Here is a 17,881-nt window from a genome sequence, read left to right as displayed (position 1 = left end):
CGCTCATGCTGCGGCCACGAAACGGAAGTCGTCCTGGTGCAGCGTGGTCAGGGCAACGTTTTTCAGCAGGATGGAATTGTCGCCGTCCTGCGTGATCAGCGTGTCCGAACCCGATTGCGTGGCAGAGGCGATCACCGATGCGAAGTCTGCGAAGACATCGGTCTCCATATCGATGACATCCATCGAGCCGGCGCCTGCCGAAAAATCGACAATGGTATCGTGGCCGAACTTGCCCCGGAAGATGAAGGTGTCATCGGCCTCGGTACCTACAAGGACGTTGTCGCTGCTGGCCGCGGATGCCGGGCTGACCGAAGCGACCATTGCGCCCGGCGAACCGATACCCATGATCGAATCGCGATCCCAGACAGTACCGTCTGCGAACTCGATCTTCTCGAAGCCCCAATAATCGGTGTCAGCATAGTACTGCTCATCAAGCGTAATCGTATCCCCGGTGCCAACCACTGTCAGCTTCAGGTTGATCCCCTCACGTTCGGCAACGATGTCCGACTGGTTCAGATCAGTGAACTTCAGGACATCGATTTGATTGGCGGCATTAGCCTCGTCGTCAATGTAGTCAGTTCCGTCTCCCGCCGCGTAAAGGTAGGTGTCACTGCCATAGCCACCCAAGAGAAAATCATTTCCAAGGCCGCCATTGAAGACGTCATGATCTCGACGTTCCATAGAGGGTATCGTCACCACTTGTTCCAACCACCGTAATCTTGTCGATGGCGTTCAGGGCAAATGCTGTGATGGCTTCGCGGCTCCACGAACTGCCGTCAGCAAAATCAAACTTGTCGATACCCCAATAGCCGGGGTCTTCGAGTAGTTGTCCTTTGAGGGTAATGACAGCGCCCGTGGGAACGATCGTCAGCTCGACATCGTCTCCGTGACGAGCAGCCGACAAATCGGATGCGTTCAAGTCGGTAAAACGTAGGACGTCCAGGGCATCAGTGAAGCCGACCTCGTCGTTCAGCAGGTCACTTCCATCCCCTTGGCGATAAAAATAGACATCACCGCCGGCACTGCCGTTGATCACATCGTCGCCCTGACCTCCGAAGAAGTAGTCCTTGCCCCAGTTGCCATCGATCGTTTCAGCAGAATTGGTGCCATAGATCCAACTGGTATCCGGTAGATGATCCAGGGCAAGCGAAGTGCCGTCGGCGAACTCTAAGGTCTCAAGCGACCATCCCTGGGCAGCGTTATAATACTGCGTGTTGACTGTGATGACGTGACCGGTCGCATTGACCGTAATGAACATGTCTTCACCAGTGCGCGATATCGTCAAGTCGCCGATATTGAGATCGGTGAAGCGAAGTACGTCGGTATCGCCGAGTGCAATGGCCACGTCCGATATTGTGTCGTTGCCGTCGCCAGAAGCGTAGGAATAGGAATCGTTGCCTTCCAAACCATCGAGAAGATCGTCGCCTGCGCCGCCATACAGGGAATCGTCGCCAAGAAGACCGTTGACGGTATCGTTGCCAGCCGATCCCTTGATCGTATCGTTACCTACCGATCCGGTGATGGTGTCATCGCCGGCCGTACCGGTGTAGGTCAGTGAGGCACCAGCGCCGACGGAAATACTCAGATCGTTGAACTGCAGCTTCTCAATGTTGGTGATGACATCCGTGAACGAGCCATCGACGACCACGACACGGCCATCAACCGCCGAGATTGTGTAGGCGCTGAGATCGTACTCGAAGACCGCTACGTCCGATCCCACACCGCCATCCATCCGGTCGCTACCATTGCCGCCCCGAATCTGGTCGTCGCCCGCGAGGCCTGCGATTACATCATCTCCTCCCGTACCGAGCAGAGTGTCGCCTCCGCTCGTACCAGTCGTGGGTGCAACGGTATTCGTGATGTTCATAAGAACTTCGCGATTCCACGAGGATCCATCGGCGAAATCGATTTTCTCGAAGCCCCAATAGGCAGCGTCGCTGTACCACTGCTCATCGAGTGTGATGACATCGCCGGTTGCCAGAACCGTTATGTCGAGATTGACACCGTTGCGGGTTACAGAAATGCCCGATGCGTTGATATCGGTAAAGCGTAGCGTGTCGATCGAATCGGACTCATTAGCCTCATCGTCAATGTAGTCGGTTCCATCACCCGACGTGTAGACGTAGACGTCTGCACCCAGGCCGCCGAGCATTCGATCGTTGCCCTGCCCACCGATGAAGGTGTCAGCGCCATCTGTTCCCGTAAGCGTGTCATTTCCTGCCGTTCCAGTGATCGGCCCCTGCGGAGTGGCTCCGATAGCCATAATGTCGGAACGGTTCCACGAACTGCCGTCCGCGAACTCGATCTTCTCGAATCCCCAGTAGCCATTTACGTTGTACCACTGCTCATCGATCGTGATGACATCGCCGGTCGCCAGCACCGTTATGTCCAGATTGACCCCATTGCGCGCCACGGAAATGTCGGATGCGTTGATATCCGTGAAACGAAGGGTGTCGACCGAGTTCGGCTCGGTCGCTTCGTCGTCGATGTAATCGGAGCCATCGCCGGACGAGTATATGTAAACGTCCGTTCCGCCCGCCCCGTACAAACGGTCATCGCCCAGTCCGCCATTAAAGACGTCGTCGCCGGAGGTACCATTCAGGATGTCGTTTCCACTCGTGCCGGTAATCTCACCGCCGCTTTCAGCCGCCATGATGACGGACCGATCCCAGGAGCTTCCGTCGGCAAATTCGATCCGCTCGAGGCCGGCGAAGTCGGACTGGCTCGAAAATTGCTGCCAGACCGTGATTGCGCTCCCGGTACTCAGAATTCTGACCTGGAGATCGGCGCCACTTCGGACCAGGACGACGTCGGATGGGTTGAGATCAGTCAGACGAAGAACATCGACATCGCTCAGCCGGTCATCTTTCCGGTCCGTGATGTTGTCATTCCCATCGCCTGCCGCGTAGATATAGACGTCGGATCCGGCGGCGCCGTCCAGCCAATCATCCCCTCCTTTGCCCTCAAGGGTATCGTTTGCCGATGCGCCAGTCAAAAAATCGACGGCGCTTGTTCCGACAAGCGTCTGGCTGGATTCGTTGATCGCCAGCAAGTCAGCGCGGGACAAATAGCTGCCATCGGCGAACTCGACTTTCTCGAGTCCGTAAGACCCGGCTGGATCGAACTGGTCGTCGATCGTTATTATCTCGCCGGTCGCCAGTATCGTAATCTTGAGGTCCAGACCGCTTCGAGCCAATGAGATACCGACAGCGTTGACATCCGCCAGCCGCAGAACATCGTTGTCTGAGGAAGAAGAGTAAAAATCGTCGATGCGATCGTTACCGTCTCCTGAGTTGTAGACGTACGTGTCGCCGCCGGAGCCTCCCCTCAGCAAGTCGTCACCCAGGCCGCCGCTGATCGTTTCGTTGAACCAAATGCCGTCCAGCGTGTCGTTTGCCGACGTTCCGACGATATTTGGGATCCGACCCAACTCCATGAGAGCGTCTCGGTTCCAGGAGCTTCCATCGGCGAATTCGATCTCCTCGAAGCCATAGTAGTCGTTCTGAGATGAATACTGCTGCTCGATTGTGATGACGGCGTTCGTGCTGATGACCCGGAGCGTGAGCGCGAAGCCGTCACGCGTGGCAACGATGTCAGCGGCGTTTATATTGGTCAGGCGAAGGATGTCGACACCCCCGACGTCACTTCCCTTGTCATCAAGTACGTCGTTACCATCTCCCGAGGCGTAGACATAGACATCGCTGCCAGTTCTACCGCTCAGATGATCGTCACCGAGGCCACCGGTGATATTGTCGTCATCTGTCGTTCCTTCGATCGTGTCATTGCCGCCGGTTCCAACGATTGGAATGGCTTCAATCGCCATGATCGTTTCACGGTCCCATGTTCCGTCGGAAAACTCGATCGACTCGAGACCGGCATTCCCCCAACTGGTGTACCATTGATTCTTAACGGTGATGATGTCGCCCGTGCTGGTAATGGTGATCTCGAGGTTTACCCCGTTGTGTACGGCGACGACGTCGCTCGATTTAATATTGATCAGTTTCAAAGTATCGACGTCGAACGGCCAGTCCAGGTCGTCGATAAGGTCGCTGCCATCGCCAAGACGGTAGAGGTAGGTATCGCTACCCCTGGCGCCAATTAGGACGTCATCTCCCTGCCCGCCCTGGAAAATGTCGTCATCGTATGCCCCATTCAGGGTGTCGTCCCCACCTGTCCCAACGATCGTTGGGACATCTCCGCTGTTTTCAGGGATTGCCAGCAGTGCCGCTCGATCCAAAACGATGCCGTCGGCAAACCGAACTTCCTCCAAACCAGCGCCATCTGGTGAGGCTAGGTATTGACCGGCGATCGTAACAACCTCTCCGCTTGCAATAATAGTTATCCGGAGATCGGCGCCGACGCGGTTCAACGCTATATCGGTCGACTTCAGACCGCACAGCCGGAGGACATCCGCGTCGCCGGCTTGGCCGGTTTGGTCGTCGATATTGTCCGAGCCGTCGCCCGCTGCGTATAGGTAATCGTCGGAACCAACTCCTCCAAGCAGCTGATCGTTACCAAGTCCGCCGTGCAGCACATCGTTCCCCGACGTTCCCTGCAACGTGTCATCGCCCGTTGTGCCGTTGATTAAGGGATTTGCGATCCTCTCAATTATTGCCGCTTTGTCCCAAACCGTACCGTTGGCGAAGACGATCGACTCGATACCAGTTGATCCAGTCTGAGATGCGAAATGCCCAGCAACCGTGACGGTCTCGCCACTGCTGCCGATGATAATGGCAAGGTCATCGTCTATTCGGCTGAGGGAGACATCGTATTCCATGAGATTCGCCAGATGAAGGACGTCCAGTTCATCCCCGTTGTCTCCTTCGCCTTCGATCACGTCATTTCCGTCACCAAGCTTGTAGACGTACGTGTCGGCACCTGTTCCGCCGGAGAGCAAATCATCCCCAACATCTCCACTCAACCGGTCGGCACCGTCATTGCCTTCAAGAATATCGTTTCCCAATCCTCCAGAAAGTGTGTCATTACCCTCGTTTCCGAAGAGTTGATCTACACCTTCGTCTCCTCGGATTTCGTCGTCACCGCCGCGCCCATAGGCTACGTCATTGCCCGCGCCCATGTGAATCCGCTGATTGGAATCCGGATCAGCGTCGGATATGATATCGTTGTAGATAGTCGTGCTTTCTGCCTGACTCAGGAAGGCAGCGCGGTTTCCGCTGCCGCCATCTCCTTGATAACGATCATCGTCATCCGTTCCTTCTTTGCGTCCGACGAAACCTTCGAGATGGATTCCGAAATCGCCCTGCCTAAAGTCGCGAATGGCGGCGATTGGTTCTTCGGAATAAGGATACGCCTGCATGATGAAGACATATGGAATATCCTTGCCGCCTTCAGACCTGACGAAGCTCGTTAGGTAATACGCTTCGTCATTGCCGTAATACGTGAACATAGGCTCGTTTGCGCCCACGCTTTCATCGCCCGGCTCGAGCCTGTATTTAACATATTTCCCTTCAATTCTAAGCTGTAATACATCGACTCCCATACCGAAGTCTGTAACTATCTGCACGTCTAATCGACCACGCCCATCCCCATCGTGTTCATTGATGATATCGATTTTGGATAAGACTGAGTCGAGGTCGTTTACCCACCCGCTCGTGGATCCATTCAGGTGCGAGATGAGATAGGTGTCGAAGCCTGTGCCACCGTCCAAGACATCCTGCTTTCCGTCGTCCCATGTTCTATGGGGCACAGTAAGATCTGATGTTCCGGAGAGCGATTCACCCGTACTTCCCCCTACCAGAGTATCCTCGCCGCTTCCGCCCAATAATAGATCTGCATAGTTCGAGCCGACAACGTAGTCGTTGCCCTTCCCGGCTACGATCGCGACGCCGTTTACGAGGTAAGGCTCCATCAAAGAACTGACGCGGCCTTCGAAATCCACGGAAAAATCGTCAAAATTGTTCGTTCCATAGATGACCGGCCGATCGTCGGCATCGTCTGCCGTTCCCTTATAGTCCACAAGCAACTTGGTGACGCCGTCGTCCCAGAGCTGTTGCGAGACATCCAGCAACTTCTGAATGTCGCTCGGTCCCGGCGACAGCGCCCAGGAAGAGACAGTCGCCTGATCATCTGTATAGTCTTGAATCGTGTATGTTCGATCCGGGACAGTGCCGACAAACTTGATATCGACCGTGCGTCCAATGCCCGATGGATCTATTTCAGGCTCCCAAATGTCGTTGCCGACGTCTGCCGCAATACCGCCGCCTTCAAAGTCAAAATTATCGTCTTCGCGTGGGACTATACTAAAGTTTAGTATCTCTCGGGTTCCATCCGGGTGAATGATAAACTGCGCGTTATCACTGATCTTAAATCGTCCACTATTGAAAACATAAGTTCGTTCGGCATAGTCGTCGACGCCATCGAGATAGTAAAACTGTCGAATGTCCAATCCAAAGCTGCTCAACGAATAAGCGGCAGCCAGTTCTTCCTTGGTGTAGGTTCCCGAAGGAACTGCCGTGCTGTTTTCGAAAAATATTTGAATCAATTCGAACTGAGACGCATTTGCAAAACGACCCCCCCCCTGCCTGCATGTACGACGCGACGTCAACAGAGATTTCCCCTCGCTCATTAGCGTTTCGGATTAAGTTCTCATCGAGCAAATCTGTCGGAAAATCGGAGGAGTTAAACAGATAGTTCATTGTTACATCGTTGCGATAAGAGGTCATTTTAGGTCCCTAATCCAGTTGATTTGCGCACGCATCGAGTTTCACATAATGCGAAGCAGGATTTCCTACGTATACCCCATTAGATAGATTCTCTTTTGTGAAGTTTATCTTCACGACCCTCGCAACAGTTCTCGTAAGAAACTGCTCAAATGTCTCTGGAGAGAAGTAATCTTGAGGATCTCCGCGGTATATGCTGCAGCACCCAGGGTTTTCAGCGATAAACTTATCTGCGAAATTATAATTAGATTTCAACTTTGACGACTGCAGATAGTAGGGTGAACGTGCAGAGGGCTTGATGCTCTGCGCAACCGCTGCTCTGATATATTCGTTGTCGCTGAGTGGACCGCGATCGTCGCAGTCATACGCAGCCTCCCACGTGTTACCAGCCGTCTTGAACCTGATGAACGTCCAGGCTCCTGTGATGAGCGCGATTGCCGCCAACATGATCAGAAAAATTCTCAATACCGTGCTCTCTAAAATCCTACTGCGGCAATTGAGCAATCAAGTTACTCACGTGGCAGAGCCGAACGATGCCCGAGACTGTGAGCAAAATTGGTCGCCTCTATGCTCCGTTAATATTGATGACGTGCAATGGGTGCAAAACGAGGGTAGCTTTTATCACTAGAGGTTGTTTTATCGACCAAGTCAAGCATAATTGCATATGCCTACAAATGCTTCTTAGGCGTGCGTAAATTGACCCCAGTTGAATGTGAGCGGATGTGATCGGCTACCGCGTCAAGTCAAACTCGGAGAAGAAAAACGTTACCGCCGATTAGGCGTGAGTAACCCCAGAGGCTTCTTGCTTCGGGCAAGCTGCCACGCTGATCATCTCTGTTCGCCTTGAACCAGTTCGAACCACCGTTGATCTCAACATCCAAAACCAAGCCTACCCGTGGTTATGCCCGGCCACGCACCACATTCGATCTTTGGGATGAATTCAAGATGATGTTGAGTTTTTGCTTGCATAATCAGCAAGCGTCTCTATATTTGCTAGCATGAACAGCAAGCAGAGAAAGACCCTTGCGGCCGTATTCAAGGACCCGGTCTCGGGAACCATTGAATGGGCCGCTATAGAGAATCTGCTTGCGGCTGCCGGAGCCGACGTCATTGAGGGGAACGGTTCCCGCGTTAAGTTTGAAAAAGACGGGATCATTGCGAGCTTCCATCGACCTCATCCGGACAAGGAAGCCAAGCGTTATCAGGTGCGTGATGCTCGCGAGTTCCTGATGCAGATTGGAGTAACGCCATGAACACCATGACCTACAACGGGTATCACGCTCGCATCGAATTCGACGCTGAGGACGATGTGTTTTTCGGCAAGATTGCAGGTATCTCCGATATAATCGGCTTTCACGGTGACAGTGTCGCTGAACTCAAGAAAGCCTTCCATGAGGCAGTCGATGACTACCTCGAGACCTGCAGGAGAATCGGCAAAGAGCCTCAGCGACCCTATTCTGGGAAGATGATGTTTCGTGTCGCTCCCGAAGTCCATCGCCGAGCAGCTCTTGCTGCTGAGCTTTCGGGAAAGAGTCTGAACCAGTGGGCAGAAGAGGTGCTGGAAGAAGCCGCCGACCATTTTGCCGAGGCGCGCCTGCCGGCGTAGTGCCGTTGCGGCCACCATAGTTCCCTTCACCGTACCGCCCATCGGCGTGTCCGATGAATTGGCGTTCCATTCGATCCATTATGCGATCTTTCTGGCCTAAAACGCGAACTCTATGGCAACAAGCCGGTCGCCGGCCTCGAAAGCTCTCGCCGTGCCAGCGACGTCCTCGAAGCGGATGTCGAACGACCGCTACAACTACGCCGAGGCGCGAAGTGTCAGCGTGACGCTAGACGCCCTGCTTTGGCAGCGGGCGCCTTCCTCGATTTTCCCAGCAAGAATACGAAAGCGGCGAAAAATACCAGTATGACACGCGTCGTCTCCCCTCTCATTGCAAACTGTCAGAAACTTGCATATATTTCTAACAGGAGACATGCCATGCAAAAGCTGACATCGCAAATCATGGGACATGCTGAACGACTGCCGGAAGGATCCGCGCTTTCGGCAAAGAGCTTTTTGCATCTCGGAAATCGTGCCGCCCTGGACCAGGCTCTGTCGCGCCTGGCCGAGCGCGGCGAGCTCGTCCGGGCCGGCCGCGGCATCTATATGCGGCCTGTCAAAAGCCGTTTCGGCAGCCGGCCGCCGACGATCGAACAGGCGGTGGAGGCAGTGGCGCAGCAGCGCGGCGAGGTGATCGTCTCAAACGGCGCCGCCGCTGCGAATGCCCTGGGCCTGACCACCCAGGTCCCGGTCCGCTCCGTCTACCTGACATCCGGCCGAAGCCGGACGATGAACCTTGGACAGCAGACGGTCGAGCTCAGACATGTGCCTCGCTGGCAACTGGCCTTGGCCGACCGGCCCGCCGGCGTGGCGGTCCGCGCGCTTGCATGGCTTGGGCCGGAGAAGGCCGATGAAGCACTGTCGCGGATCAAGCGAAAGCTGCCGCCGGACGCGTTCGGCGAGCTGGTGGCGGCGGCTCCGCAGTTCCCGACCTGGCTTGCGAGAAGCGTGGGAAAGGCTGCGCATGGCTGATCAGTTCCTGGCCTTGTCGAAGGATGACCGCCGCGAAGCCTTGGCTGTGGCGGCCGACCGCACCGGACGGCCCCATTCATCTGCTCGAAAAGGATGTCTGGGTCGTCTGGACGCTGCAGACGCTCTCTGCGTCCAAGCTCGGTGAGCATCTCGTCTTCAAGGGCGGCACCTCGCTTTCGAAAGCCTATGGGGTCATCAAAAGGTTCTCTGAGGATGTGGATCTGACCTACGATATCCGCGCGCTGGCGCCGGACTTGGTCGGCGACAACGATGAGGCGCTGCCGAAAACCCGCAGTGAGGAGAAGCGCTGGACCAGCGAAGTGCGAAAGCGGCTTCCGGTCTGGGTCTCGGCCTCGGTGGAGCCGGTGATCGCCGGCGCGCTATGCGATCAATCTCTTCCGGCGGCAATTCGCCTCGAGGATGATACGCTCTATCTGGACTATCACGCGGTGAGCAGCGGATCCGGTTATGTCGCCCCGAGCGTCATGCTCGAATTCGGAGCACGGTCGACCGGCGAGCCAGCCAGTATCCGCGATATCGACTGCGACGCCGCGGGTCAGGTCGATGGTGTCGAATTTCCGAAAGCGAGCCCCCGCGCCATGCACGCGGAGCGGACGTTCTGGGAGAAAGCAATCGCAAGCCATGTCTTCTGCCTGCAGGAGCGCCTCCGCAGTGATCGTTTTGCTCGTCATTGGCATGACGTCGTCCGGTTGAACAATGCTGGTTTCGCCGACGAGGGCTCGTCAATAAGCCTCGACCGTAATCGTCTACGAAGGTCAAAATCGCGGCCTGCAGCGCGTCCCGGAAGACAATCTTGCGAGCAGAAATCGATCTGCTGCGCGCTGCTCCACGAGGCGAGAACACGCAATGGCTGGCGAATTTGGGTTTCAGGCCCGAAGCCGATAGATTTGATAGAAGTCCTTGGCAGAATCAGCGTCGAATGCTGTCGAAAATGGCGCGACGCCCGAAAGAAAATCCTGAAAGAGAGCACTGCTGCCGCTATAATCGTGGGATCCAAGAACGTCGCCCTTTCTCAGGAACCTGTAGTTCTTCCCGGACAAGATCGCAGCAAGGAATTCGATCAACGCGCATTGAATTGAAACGATCGAAATTCTGCTGCGCGCACGCTGCTGCGACTTCTTGCGTTGCTCGACGCGCCTGCGGACATCACGGCGCTCGCGCCGATGGCCGAACGCGAATTGCTCTATCGTCTCCTGCAAGGTCCGCAGGGGCGGCTTTTGCGTCATATCGCCCGCCCGGGCGATTGGCCGTATCCGCCGGGCTGTCGAATGGATTCGCGACGGCAACACGCGGCTGCGGATCGAGGCGCTGTGTGAAGCCGCCGGCATGAGCCGCGCGAACCTGCATCGGCACTTCGTCGCGCTGACTGGCCTGAGCCCGATCCAGTATCACAAGCAGCTACGCCTTCAGGAAGCACGCCAATTGCTGCTCGCCGGCGACCTTAGCGCCTCCGACGTTGCCTACGCGGTCGGCCACGAAAGCCCCTCCCAGTTCAGCCGCGAATATCTGCGGCAGTTCGGGGCTCCGCCCGCACGCGACGTGCGCAAGCTCAGGCATTCAATCGACATTCAAGTGATCAATTAGTCGGCCGTCAGTTCGAAGCTGTTGGCTCCAGGCTATCCAAGATTCCGGTGGCCATCGCACTGTGGTGAGCCATCAAAGGGTACTTCGCGGCGTGCCATCTTTTCCAGTCCATCAGGGTGATGTTCCCAATAAATCGATCCGGTCGGTCTTCAGTCGCCGCAGGCTCACCTCGACCGAGGCAGTCGTGGTCTTGCGGCTATTGCCCGTCACCAGCCGGTCGGCGTTCGGTGCCGCCCCATTGGTGAACTTGGTCGCAAGCGCGAAATCCTTGCGCCGCCCTCCCGCGCATTACCCAGTATTTCTTCCGACTGGCCGAAATGATAGACGTCAGCCGTGGCGATGAAATTGCCGCCCGCCCCCGTATAGGCGTTCAGAATGGCGACCGCCGTTCCGGATCGTCGCCTTAGCCTCAACCCGCGCCGAAATTACCGGCGCCCAGGCCAGCCGGAAAAATGAAAGCCCTTACGGCCGAATGTCACATAATCCATGGCGTATATATCCTCATCGGTAGGCGCTGGCGATCAGGCCCCCAGGAAGGCTTTGGCCTTTGTCAGGAAGGCGTCGTGATACTGGAAGATGCCGCCATGGCCTGCGTCGGGGTACAGGACGAGCTGCGCGCCAGGGATGCGACGTGCCAGATCGGAGGAGTTCTCGCTTGGCACCATGATGTCATGATCGCCGTTCGCCACGAGGACGGGCTTGTCAACGACGTCCAGCGGTTGAGGGGCCTGCTGGCCCCAAGCCTTAATGGCCTTCAACTGTCGCAGAAAGGCTTTCAGCGGGACCGCCTTGTCACGATCTCTCGTACGCTCCTTCAATCGAGCGAGAAACGCCTTGGCCGCACGCTTACCCGCCGCGCTTGACGTGAAGAAGAGATAGAATTTAGGATCACGGAAGGTGATAAGGCCCTTGATGATTAGCGGCCACGAAACGGGACCGACCCGTTCGATACCCTTTCCGCCCGCAGGGCCTGTTCCGGCGAGGATGGCGCGGCGGACGAGATCAGGCGCGTCGAGAAGGATTTGCTGCGCAACGAAGCCACCGAGCGAGAAGCCGATCAGATCGACCGACGTCAGTCCCAGCGCGCGGACTGTGGAGATGGTGTCTCTCGCCATTTCGGCGACGCTCAGAGGGGCTGCGCCGCCAGACGCGCCGATGCCACGATAGTCGAGGGCATAGACCGGCCGATCGGCAGCGAGCCCCTCGACGATGGGAGGGTCGAAATTGTCGAGGTTCGCGCCCCAGTGATTGAGCAGCACCACCGGCACGCCGGCGTCAGGCCCGAGACGCCGATAGACGAAACGCGTGCCGGCGGCTTCGACGTGGCGGGTGGGTGCCGTCTTCCAATCTGCGCTATGAATACCGGTAGTCATAGTGGAATCCTTGTTTTGGGATCGCGTCACTTGAGCGTGACGACAACCTTGCCCTTGGCGCGCCCGGTGTCGACGTACGCGAGAGCTTCTTTCAGTTTCGCGAAGGCGAAGACTCGGTCGACCACGGGGCGAATTGTGCCGTCTTCGATTAGCTTGGAGATCCGGCTCAACTGCTCTCCGTCCGCGTGCATGAACAGGAACGAATAGTCGACGCCCGCGCGCTTCGCCTTGCGCCGGATGCCCAGGCTGAGCAGGCGCAGCACGATCCGAAGCACCACATTCAATCCTTGAGCCTGCGCGAAGGCGGGGTCGGGGGGGCCGGAGATTGAGATGAGCTTGCCGCCAGGCTTCAAGACCTTCAGCGACTTTTCGAGCGTCGCGGCGTCGAGACTGTTGAGAACGACGTCGTAGCCCGACAGCTCTTCCTCGAACTTCTGGCTGCGGTAGTCGATGACGACATCCGCACCCAGCTCCTTCACCATTGCGGTGTTGGTGGCACTCGCGGTCGTTGCGACGGTGGCGCCGAGATGCTTGGCGAGCTGGATGGCGAAAGTGCCGACGCCGCCTGATCCGGCATGGATCAGCACCTTCTGTCCCGGCTTAATCTGCGCTCGCTCGACCAGCACCTGCCAGGCGGTCAGCCCGACCAGCGGGATCGACGCGGCCTCCGCCATCGACAGGCTAAGAGGCTTGGGCGCCAGATCGGCTTCCTCGACGGCGATGCGTTCGGAAAAAGCGCCGATCTGCCCGTCACGCGGTCGCGCAAAGACGGCATCTCCCGGCTTGAAGCGCCGTACATTTGCGCCGACCGCGATGACCGTGCCCGCAAGCTCATGGCCGAGGACGAGCGGCGGCTTGTACGGAAGGATCGGCTTGAATGCGCCGTCCCTGATCTTGGAGTCGAGCGGGTTGAGCCCTGCTGCCTCAACCTCGACTAGCACGTCGTTGGGGCCAGGCACGGGTTCGGGCATGTCGCCCAGTCGTAACTGCTGTTTCTTGCCGTAGCGGTCGAGAATGAAGGCCTTCATGATACTCTCCTCCCGATCAGGCGTCGGCTGAAACGATCGCGGCGGGATAATCGGTGTAGCCCTCAGCGCCGCCACCGTAGATCGTGGCCGGATTCATTTGGGCGAGCGCCACACCGCTTTTGAAACGCTCGACGAGGTCGGGATTGGCAATGAAATGATGCCCAAAGGCAAATAGGTCGGCCTTGCCCTCGCTGAGGCGCGACTTCGCCAGTTCAAAGTCATAGCCATTGTTGGCGATGTAGGTGTTGCGGAAGCGCTGCCTCAGTGCGTCGAAATCGAAGGGCGTCACATCACGCGGTCCGCCGGTCGCGCCCTCGACGACGTGGATATAGGCGATGCCAAGACCGTCGAGCGCTTCCACGACATGGTTGAACTGCGTTTGCTCGCCACTCGACGGGACGATGCCGCTTGCCGGAGACACCGGCGAGAGGCGAACGCCCGTACGCTGCGCACCGATCTCGCTCGCCACGGCGGCGGTCACTTCGATCAGCAACCGGGCGCGGTTCTCGACCGAACCGCCATAGACGTCCGTGCGGACATTGGCAGTTTCGCGCAGGAACTGGTCAAGCAGATAGCCATTCGCACCGTGGACCTCGACGCCGTCGAAACCGGCCTCGATCGCATTGGCCGCGGCCTTGCGGAAATCCTCGACGATGTCGCAGATCTCGTCCACTTCAAGCGCGCGGGGCTCGGATACATCGACGAAACCATTGTTCACGAACGTCTTGGTCTCGGCACGGATCGCCGATGGCGCGACCGGCGCCTCTCCGTCATGAAGATCGACATGGCTGACACGACCGACGTGCCAGAGCTGCACGAAGATGCGGCCGCCCTTGGCATGGACCGCGTCGGTCACCTGGCGCCAACCTGCGATCTGTTCGGGCGTGTAGAGGCCGGGCGTATCCTGATAACCCTGAGCCTGCCGCGAGACCTGCGTGGCCTCGGTAATAATGAGCCCGGCGCTCGCGCGCTGCGCATAATAGTTCGCCGCGAATCGGCTCGGCACGAGGCCCGCCGCCGCGCGGTTGCGGGTCAAGGGCGCCATGACGATGCGGTTCGCAAGCGCGAGGCCGCGGAGGTCGTAAGGGCTAAACAAATCGGTATCGGTCATCGTCTCAGTTTCCGTTCGAATGCGTTGATGCGTTTGCGTAATTCTGTGGCTTCTCACGCGCTCGCCAGATAGCGATCGGCGGGCCGGGACTGCGCGAAGCCGGGGATCATGGCCTGACGCGCGGCCTCGAAATCTGACCATTGTCCCCCGTCATGAAGTGGCGGGATGGTGACGGGCTCGCGCCGGTCGAAGCCGACCAAGGCCGCGTCCACCAGATCGTCCACCTCCATCACACCTGAAAGGGTGTCGACATCGACGCCCGCATGGCCCCAGATCTCGGTGCGCGTCGCAGCCGGAAGCACGGCCTGGACGTAGACGCCCTGGGAAGCGAGCTGGAGGCTCAACGCCTGGGAGAGATGCAGCACGAAGGCCTTGGTCGCGCCATAGACCGGCATGCCGAATTCCGGAGCGAGGCCAACTGCGGAACCGATATTTACGATCGCGCCTTCACCCGCTTGCGCAAGGCGGGGAGCGATGGCGTGCGCAAGGCGCACGAGCGCGGTCGTGTTGAGCGTCACCAGCCTGTCGATATCGTCAACAGCTTGCTCGATAAAGGTGCCCGCCAGGCTCGCCCCGGCATTGTTGATGAGGATTCCGATCTGTGCGTCGTCACGCAGCCGCGCCTCGACCGCTACACGCTCCGCTGGATTGACCAGATCCGCCTTCATGATGTCGATCGTAACGCCGGTGTCGCGTCGCAGACGATCGGCCAGCGCCTCCATCCGCGCCGTGTTACGGGCGACCAGCACCAGGTCATGGCCACGGCGCGCGAAGCGTTCGGCGTAGGCGGCACCAATGCCTGTGGAGGCCCCGGTAATAAGGACGGTTGGCTTGTCGGTCATGGCATTGCCCTTTCTTGAAATCAACACTATATTCATGATGACTGTCATCATTGCTGAGTAAATATGATGACTATCATCAAAATGTCAATACCGTGCGGAGGCGAAGTGAAATGAAGGTGAGCCAGGAGCAGAAAGCGGAGAACCGCAGCCGCATTCTGACAGAGGCGGGACGTCTGTTTCGCGAGAAGGGTTTCGATGCGGTTAGTGTCGCCGAAGTGATGAAGGCTGCCGGGATGACCCATGGCGGCTTCTACGGACATTTTCAGTCAAAGGACGATCTGGTCGCCCAGACCATCGCTCATGCGGTCGGCAGCCAATCCGTGATCGATGACCTTGGCGTCTGGATCGACACCTATCTCTCGGAGCCCCATCGTGCGCATCCGGAGCTGGGCTGCCCGATGGCTGCCCTCGCGGGATTCATGCGGCAGCAGGCCCCGGAGGCACGCGCGTCGATGGCAAAGGTCCTTGCCTCGCAAATCACCACCCTCACCGACATCATGCCGGGTGAGGATCTCTCCAAGCGTCGCAGATCTGCGATCGGCAGTTGGGCGGCGATGGTCGGCGCGCTCATCCTGTCCCGATCAATCGATGACCCCGCGCTGTCAGCCGAACTCTTGTCTGAGACCCAGGCATGGATCGGCGAAAAAACAATTCCCGTCCAGGGGGGATGACTTCACACCTCACGCTCGCCGGAGAGCATCGCGGACGCAGACGTCAACAAGGGCTAATCATTTCGGGATGACGACCGGTGTCTTGACAGCGTTGCAGCCGATAGCTTCGAGCTGACAGCCCTTTGACAGATCATCAGTTCGCCGATTGATTGCCTGAACCTGCGCACGTCTCGAACGGAGCTGCGAACTGCCGCAGGTATTCGCGGCTGGAGAGAGCCGCCTGCGGAACGCCGAGGCTGTAATCGTAGCCGGATAAAACCTCCGTGACATCAGGTCAAATGCGAGGAATTCGCATCAATCAGCTTAAGAAAGCTGTACAATCTCTTAGAGCGCCAAGTCTTCGCCAAATTGGGATCAGTCAGCCTGCAGCGACCGTCAATCGCTGCCAGTCCCCTCCCAATCGCCCGTTGGGATCGAGGGTGAATGCACGTCCCCAGGCCAGATGCGCCTGCATACTCTTGCGCGACTTGTCGATCTCACCTTCACGAATTGCATCTACGATCGCCCTATGCTGTTGCGCGTTCAAACTCAGTCGATCGGGATGAAGTCGGTGTAGGCGTCGCGAAAGCCTGTACATTTTGTCGCGCATCTGTTGCAGGGTCCGAACCATCTCGGAATTTCCGTGCAACTCTGCAAGCGTTGTATGAAAGTCCAGATCAAGCTGGTGGTAGCGGTTCGTATTACGAATTTCTGCGCAGATATCCTGCTCGTCCAGTATCTGGTACAGTTGTTGTAATTGATCATCCGAAAGCTTGCCTGTGAGCGAGGCGACGACGTGCACCTCGATCACCATCCGCATCTCGTAGAAGTCCAAGATTTCGCGTGCGGTGATTTCCGGGAGACGGAGGCCGCTGTTCATCATCGCCGTAAGTAGTCCCTCCGCTCTTAGACGTTCGACTGCAGATCGCACGGGCGCGAGACCCAGCTTGAACCGCGATGCAAGCGTTCGTTCGGAGAGGACCTCTTCGGACTCTTCGGTGAGCAGGAACTCCTTGATCGTCTGGTATGCCTCATCACGCAGCAGGACACGCTTCGGGCCGACATATTCTTGACCGGGACTAGAATCGTGTTTCATGCAGCTTCTCCTTCACAATCAGTGAAGCAATATCAGGTTCGATTGCAGATCGCGAATGTTAACCCATAAATTGAACGAGCGCGCGTTCAAGACAAGCTGAATTGCTGACTTTAATAAGAGCAAGTTTCACGGCTCACAGAAAGCAACGGGACGAATTGGCGATCCCGAACCGTCCTTGATTTTCATAGGAGTGGCAACAAAGAGGCTGCGCAGAGAAAGCTGATGGAGGTTGGTGAGCATCTCAATAATCAAAATACCGTTTGGCAACCAATGTGTAGTATGCCCGGTTGTCTCCTGACCGACACCATCGATCACGGCCATATCGCAAGCAACGGTATCGCAGCCGATCGCTCGGATGCCTCTCTCCTTGAAATAGATGATCGCATCCTCCTGGATACCCGGGGCGTTCTTGACAAACCAGGTGCTCTGATCGTCGGTCCGCCAGAAGCGCTGCATCCAACCAAAGTTAATCAGCGGAATTTCGCCCTCTCCGACCTGCACACCTTTTTCCGCCTCGTAGGTTTTCACCATGTCCAGGGAAATCAAATCTCCTGGCTGGAGATGCCTGTCCGAAAAATCGTAGAGCACTGCGGGCGCAATCAACTTGTCTGGTGGGACTGTGTCGATTGTCATGTGCATGAGGTCATCGTGGAAATGGGCGGGCGCATCGACGTGGGTCCCTGTATGCTCTGAAATCATGAGCAACTGGCTATAATAGCCGTCGCGTGCCTTCAGTCTCGCCTTGTCGATCACAAGCGGCGGATGCATCGGCCAGTTCGGAATGCCTCTTTCCAGCATCGGCGACAGATCCACCACCCGCATGCCTCGAAGCACGGCGCCAAGCCGTGTCGCAAGATCGTGCTGATGTCCCGCAGGTTCCATTAAAAATTCATCGGTCACGATGTTCTCCTGATACTAATG

Annotated in this window: 12 protein-coding genes and 3 pseudogenes; 6 read left to right on the top strand and 9 right to left on the bottom strand. The window is 57.3% G+C overall.

Annotated features, from left to right (window positions below; genetic code table 11):
• Window positions 1–3: 3 nt before the first annotated feature.
• A complete protein-coding gene (locus NE852_RS26465) occupies window positions 4–681 on the bottom strand; it encodes a calcium-binding protein (RefSeq protein ID WP_258156943.1) in 678 nt (225 codons plus the stop codon).
• Window positions 662–6,565: a calcium-binding protein gene (locus tag NE852_RS26460; protein ID WP_258156942.1), complete on the bottom strand. Its 5,904-nt coding sequence runs from the start codon at window positions 6,563–6,565 to the stop codon at window positions 662–664. Before NE852_RS26460 ends, NE852_RS26465 begins: the two co-directional genes overlap by 20 nt.
• A 1,113-nt stretch (window positions 6,566–7,678) precedes the next feature.
• Between NE852_RS26460 and NE852_RS26455 the strand changes: the two genes are divergently transcribed.
• The 5 genes and pseudogenes from NE852_RS26455 to NE852_RS26435 form a co-directional block, all read left to right on the top strand.
• Window positions 7,679–7,933 carry a type II toxin-antitoxin system HicA family toxin gene (locus tag NE852_RS26455; protein WP_008530427.1) on the top strand — a complete coding sequence of 85 codons (255 nt, stop codon included), beginning with the start codon at window positions 7,679–7,681 and terminating at the stop codon, window positions 7,931–7,933.
• Window positions 7,930–8,286, top strand: coding sequence for a type II toxin-antitoxin system HicB family antitoxin (locus NE852_RS26450; protein WP_258156941.1), 357 nt, complete (start codon window positions 7,930–7,932; stop codon window positions 8,284–8,286). Before NE852_RS26455 ends, NE852_RS26450 begins: the two co-directional genes overlap by 4 nt.
• A gap of 375 nt (window positions 8,287–8,661) precedes the next feature.
• Window positions 8,662–9,255 (top strand): type IV toxin-antitoxin system AbiEi family antitoxin domain-containing protein, encoded by a 594-nt coding sequence (locus NE852_RS26445; RefSeq protein ID WP_258156940.1) that lies wholly within the window; start codon window positions 8,662–8,664, stop codon window positions 9,253–9,255.
• Window positions 9,248–10,040: pseudogene (locus NE852_RS26440) on the top strand (nucleotidyl transferase AbiEii/AbiGii toxin family protein); the annotation flags it as partial. The gene NE852_RS26445 and the pseudogene NE852_RS26440, both read left to right, overlap by 8 nt.
• A 339-nt stretch (window positions 10,041–10,379) precedes the next feature.
• Window positions 10,380–10,860: pseudogene (locus tag NE852_RS26435) on the top strand (helix-turn-helix domain-containing protein); the annotation flags it as partial.
• An 89-nt stretch (window positions 10,861–10,949) separates the two neighbouring features.
• On the opposite strand, the pseudogene NE852_RS26430 reads toward NE852_RS26435, so the two are convergent.
• From NE852_RS26430 to NE852_RS26410, 5 genes and pseudogenes are all read right to left on the bottom strand, one after another.
• A pseudogene (locus NE852_RS26430) lies at window positions 10,950–11,348 on the bottom strand (aldo/keto reductase); the annotation flags it as partial.
• Window positions 11,349–11,381: 33 nt separating this feature from the next.
• On the bottom strand, window positions 11,382–12,233 hold the full coding sequence (locus NE852_RS26425; protein ID WP_008530418.1) for an alpha/beta fold hydrolase: 852 nt from the start codon (window positions 12,231–12,233) through the stop codon (window positions 11,382–11,384).
• Between the two features lie 26 nt (window positions 12,234–12,259).
• Window positions 12,260–13,261: an NADP-dependent oxidoreductase gene (locus NE852_RS26420; RefSeq protein WP_008530417.1), complete on the bottom strand. Its 1,002-nt coding sequence runs from the start codon at window positions 13,259–13,261 to the stop codon at window positions 12,260–12,262.
• A 16-nt stretch (window positions 13,262–13,277) separates the two neighbouring features.
• The gene (locus NE852_RS26415; protein WP_258156939.1) at window positions 13,278–14,372 is read right to left on the bottom strand and encodes an alkene reductase; all 1,095 of its coding nucleotides are present in this window, start codon (window positions 14,370–14,372) and stop codon (window positions 13,278–13,280) included.
• 53 nt (window positions 14,373–14,425) lie between these two features.
• Window positions 14,426–15,214, bottom strand: coding sequence for an SDR family oxidoreductase (locus NE852_RS26410; RefSeq protein ID WP_008530407.1), 789 nt, complete (start codon window positions 15,212–15,214; stop codon window positions 14,426–14,428).
• Between the two features lie 110 nt (window positions 15,215–15,324).
• Here NE852_RS26410 and NE852_RS26405 point away from each other — a divergent pair, with 110 nt between their 5' ends.
• Window positions 15,325–15,885 carry a TetR/AcrR family transcriptional regulator gene (locus NE852_RS26405; RefSeq protein ID WP_258156938.1) on the top strand — a complete coding sequence of 187 codons (561 nt, stop codon included), beginning with the start codon at window positions 15,325–15,327 and terminating at the stop codon, window positions 15,883–15,885.
• Window positions 15,886–16,243: 358 nt separating this feature from the next.
• Here NE852_RS26405 and NE852_RS26400 read toward each other — a convergent pair whose 3' ends face one another.
• Window positions 16,244–16,960, bottom strand: coding sequence for a GntR family transcriptional regulator (locus NE852_RS26400; RefSeq protein ID WP_258156937.1), 717 nt, complete (start codon window positions 16,958–16,960; stop codon window positions 16,244–16,246).
• Between the two features lie 126 nt (window positions 16,961–17,086).
• The gene (locus NE852_RS26395; protein WP_008530399.1) at window positions 17,087–17,860 is read right to left on the bottom strand and encodes a cyclase family protein; all 774 of its coding nucleotides are present in this window, start codon (window positions 17,858–17,860) and stop codon (window positions 17,087–17,089) included.
• Window positions 17,861–17,881: the final 21 nt, after the last annotated feature.

Source organism: Rhizobium sp. Pop5, from assembly GCF_024721175.1.
GTDB lineage: Bacteria > Pseudomonadota > Alphaproteobacteria > Rhizobiales > Rhizobiaceae > Rhizobium.
Note: the sequence above shows the minus strand (reverse complement) of the source record. Positions and strands in the feature narration are given on the sequence as shown.

Bases quoted from the DNA above. Each gene is read 5' to 3' on its own strand.
- NE852_RS26465 (WP_258156943.1), bottom strand. From the start codon at position 681: ATGGAACGTCGAGATCATGACGTCTTCAATGGCGGCCTTGGAAATGAT.
- NE852_RS26455 (WP_008530427.1), top strand. From the start codon at position 7,679: ATGAACAGCAAGCAGAGAAAGACCCTTGCGGCCGTATTCAAGGACCCG.
- NE852_RS26450 (WP_258156941.1), top strand. From the start codon at position 7,930: ATGAACACCATGACCTACAACGGGTATCACGCTCGCATCGAATTCGAC.
- NE852_RS26445 (WP_258156940.1), top strand. From the start codon at position 8,662: ATGCAAAAGCTGACATCGCAAATCATGGGACATGCTGAACGACTGCCG.
- NE852_RS26425 (WP_008530418.1), bottom strand. From the start codon at position 12,233: ATGACTACCGGTATTCATAGCGCAGATTGGAAGACGGCACCCACCCGC.
- NE852_RS26420 (WP_008530417.1), bottom strand. From the start codon at position 13,261: ATGAAGGCCTTCATTCTCGACCGCTACGGCAAGAAACAGCAGTTACGA.
- NE852_RS26415 (WP_258156939.1), bottom strand. From the start codon at position 14,372: ATGACCGATACCGATTTGTTTAGCCCTTACGACCTCCGCGGCCTCGCG.
- NE852_RS26410 (WP_008530407.1), bottom strand. From the start codon at position 15,214: ATGACCGACAAGCCAACCGTCCTTATTACCGGGGCCTCCACAGGCATT.
- NE852_RS26405 (WP_258156938.1), top strand. From the start codon at position 15,325: ATGAAGGTGAGCCAGGAGCAGAAAGCGGAGAACCGCAGCCGCATTCTG.
- NE852_RS26400 (WP_258156937.1), bottom strand. From the start codon at position 16,960: ATGAAACACGATTCTAGTCCCGGTCAAGAATATGTCGGCCCGAAGCGT.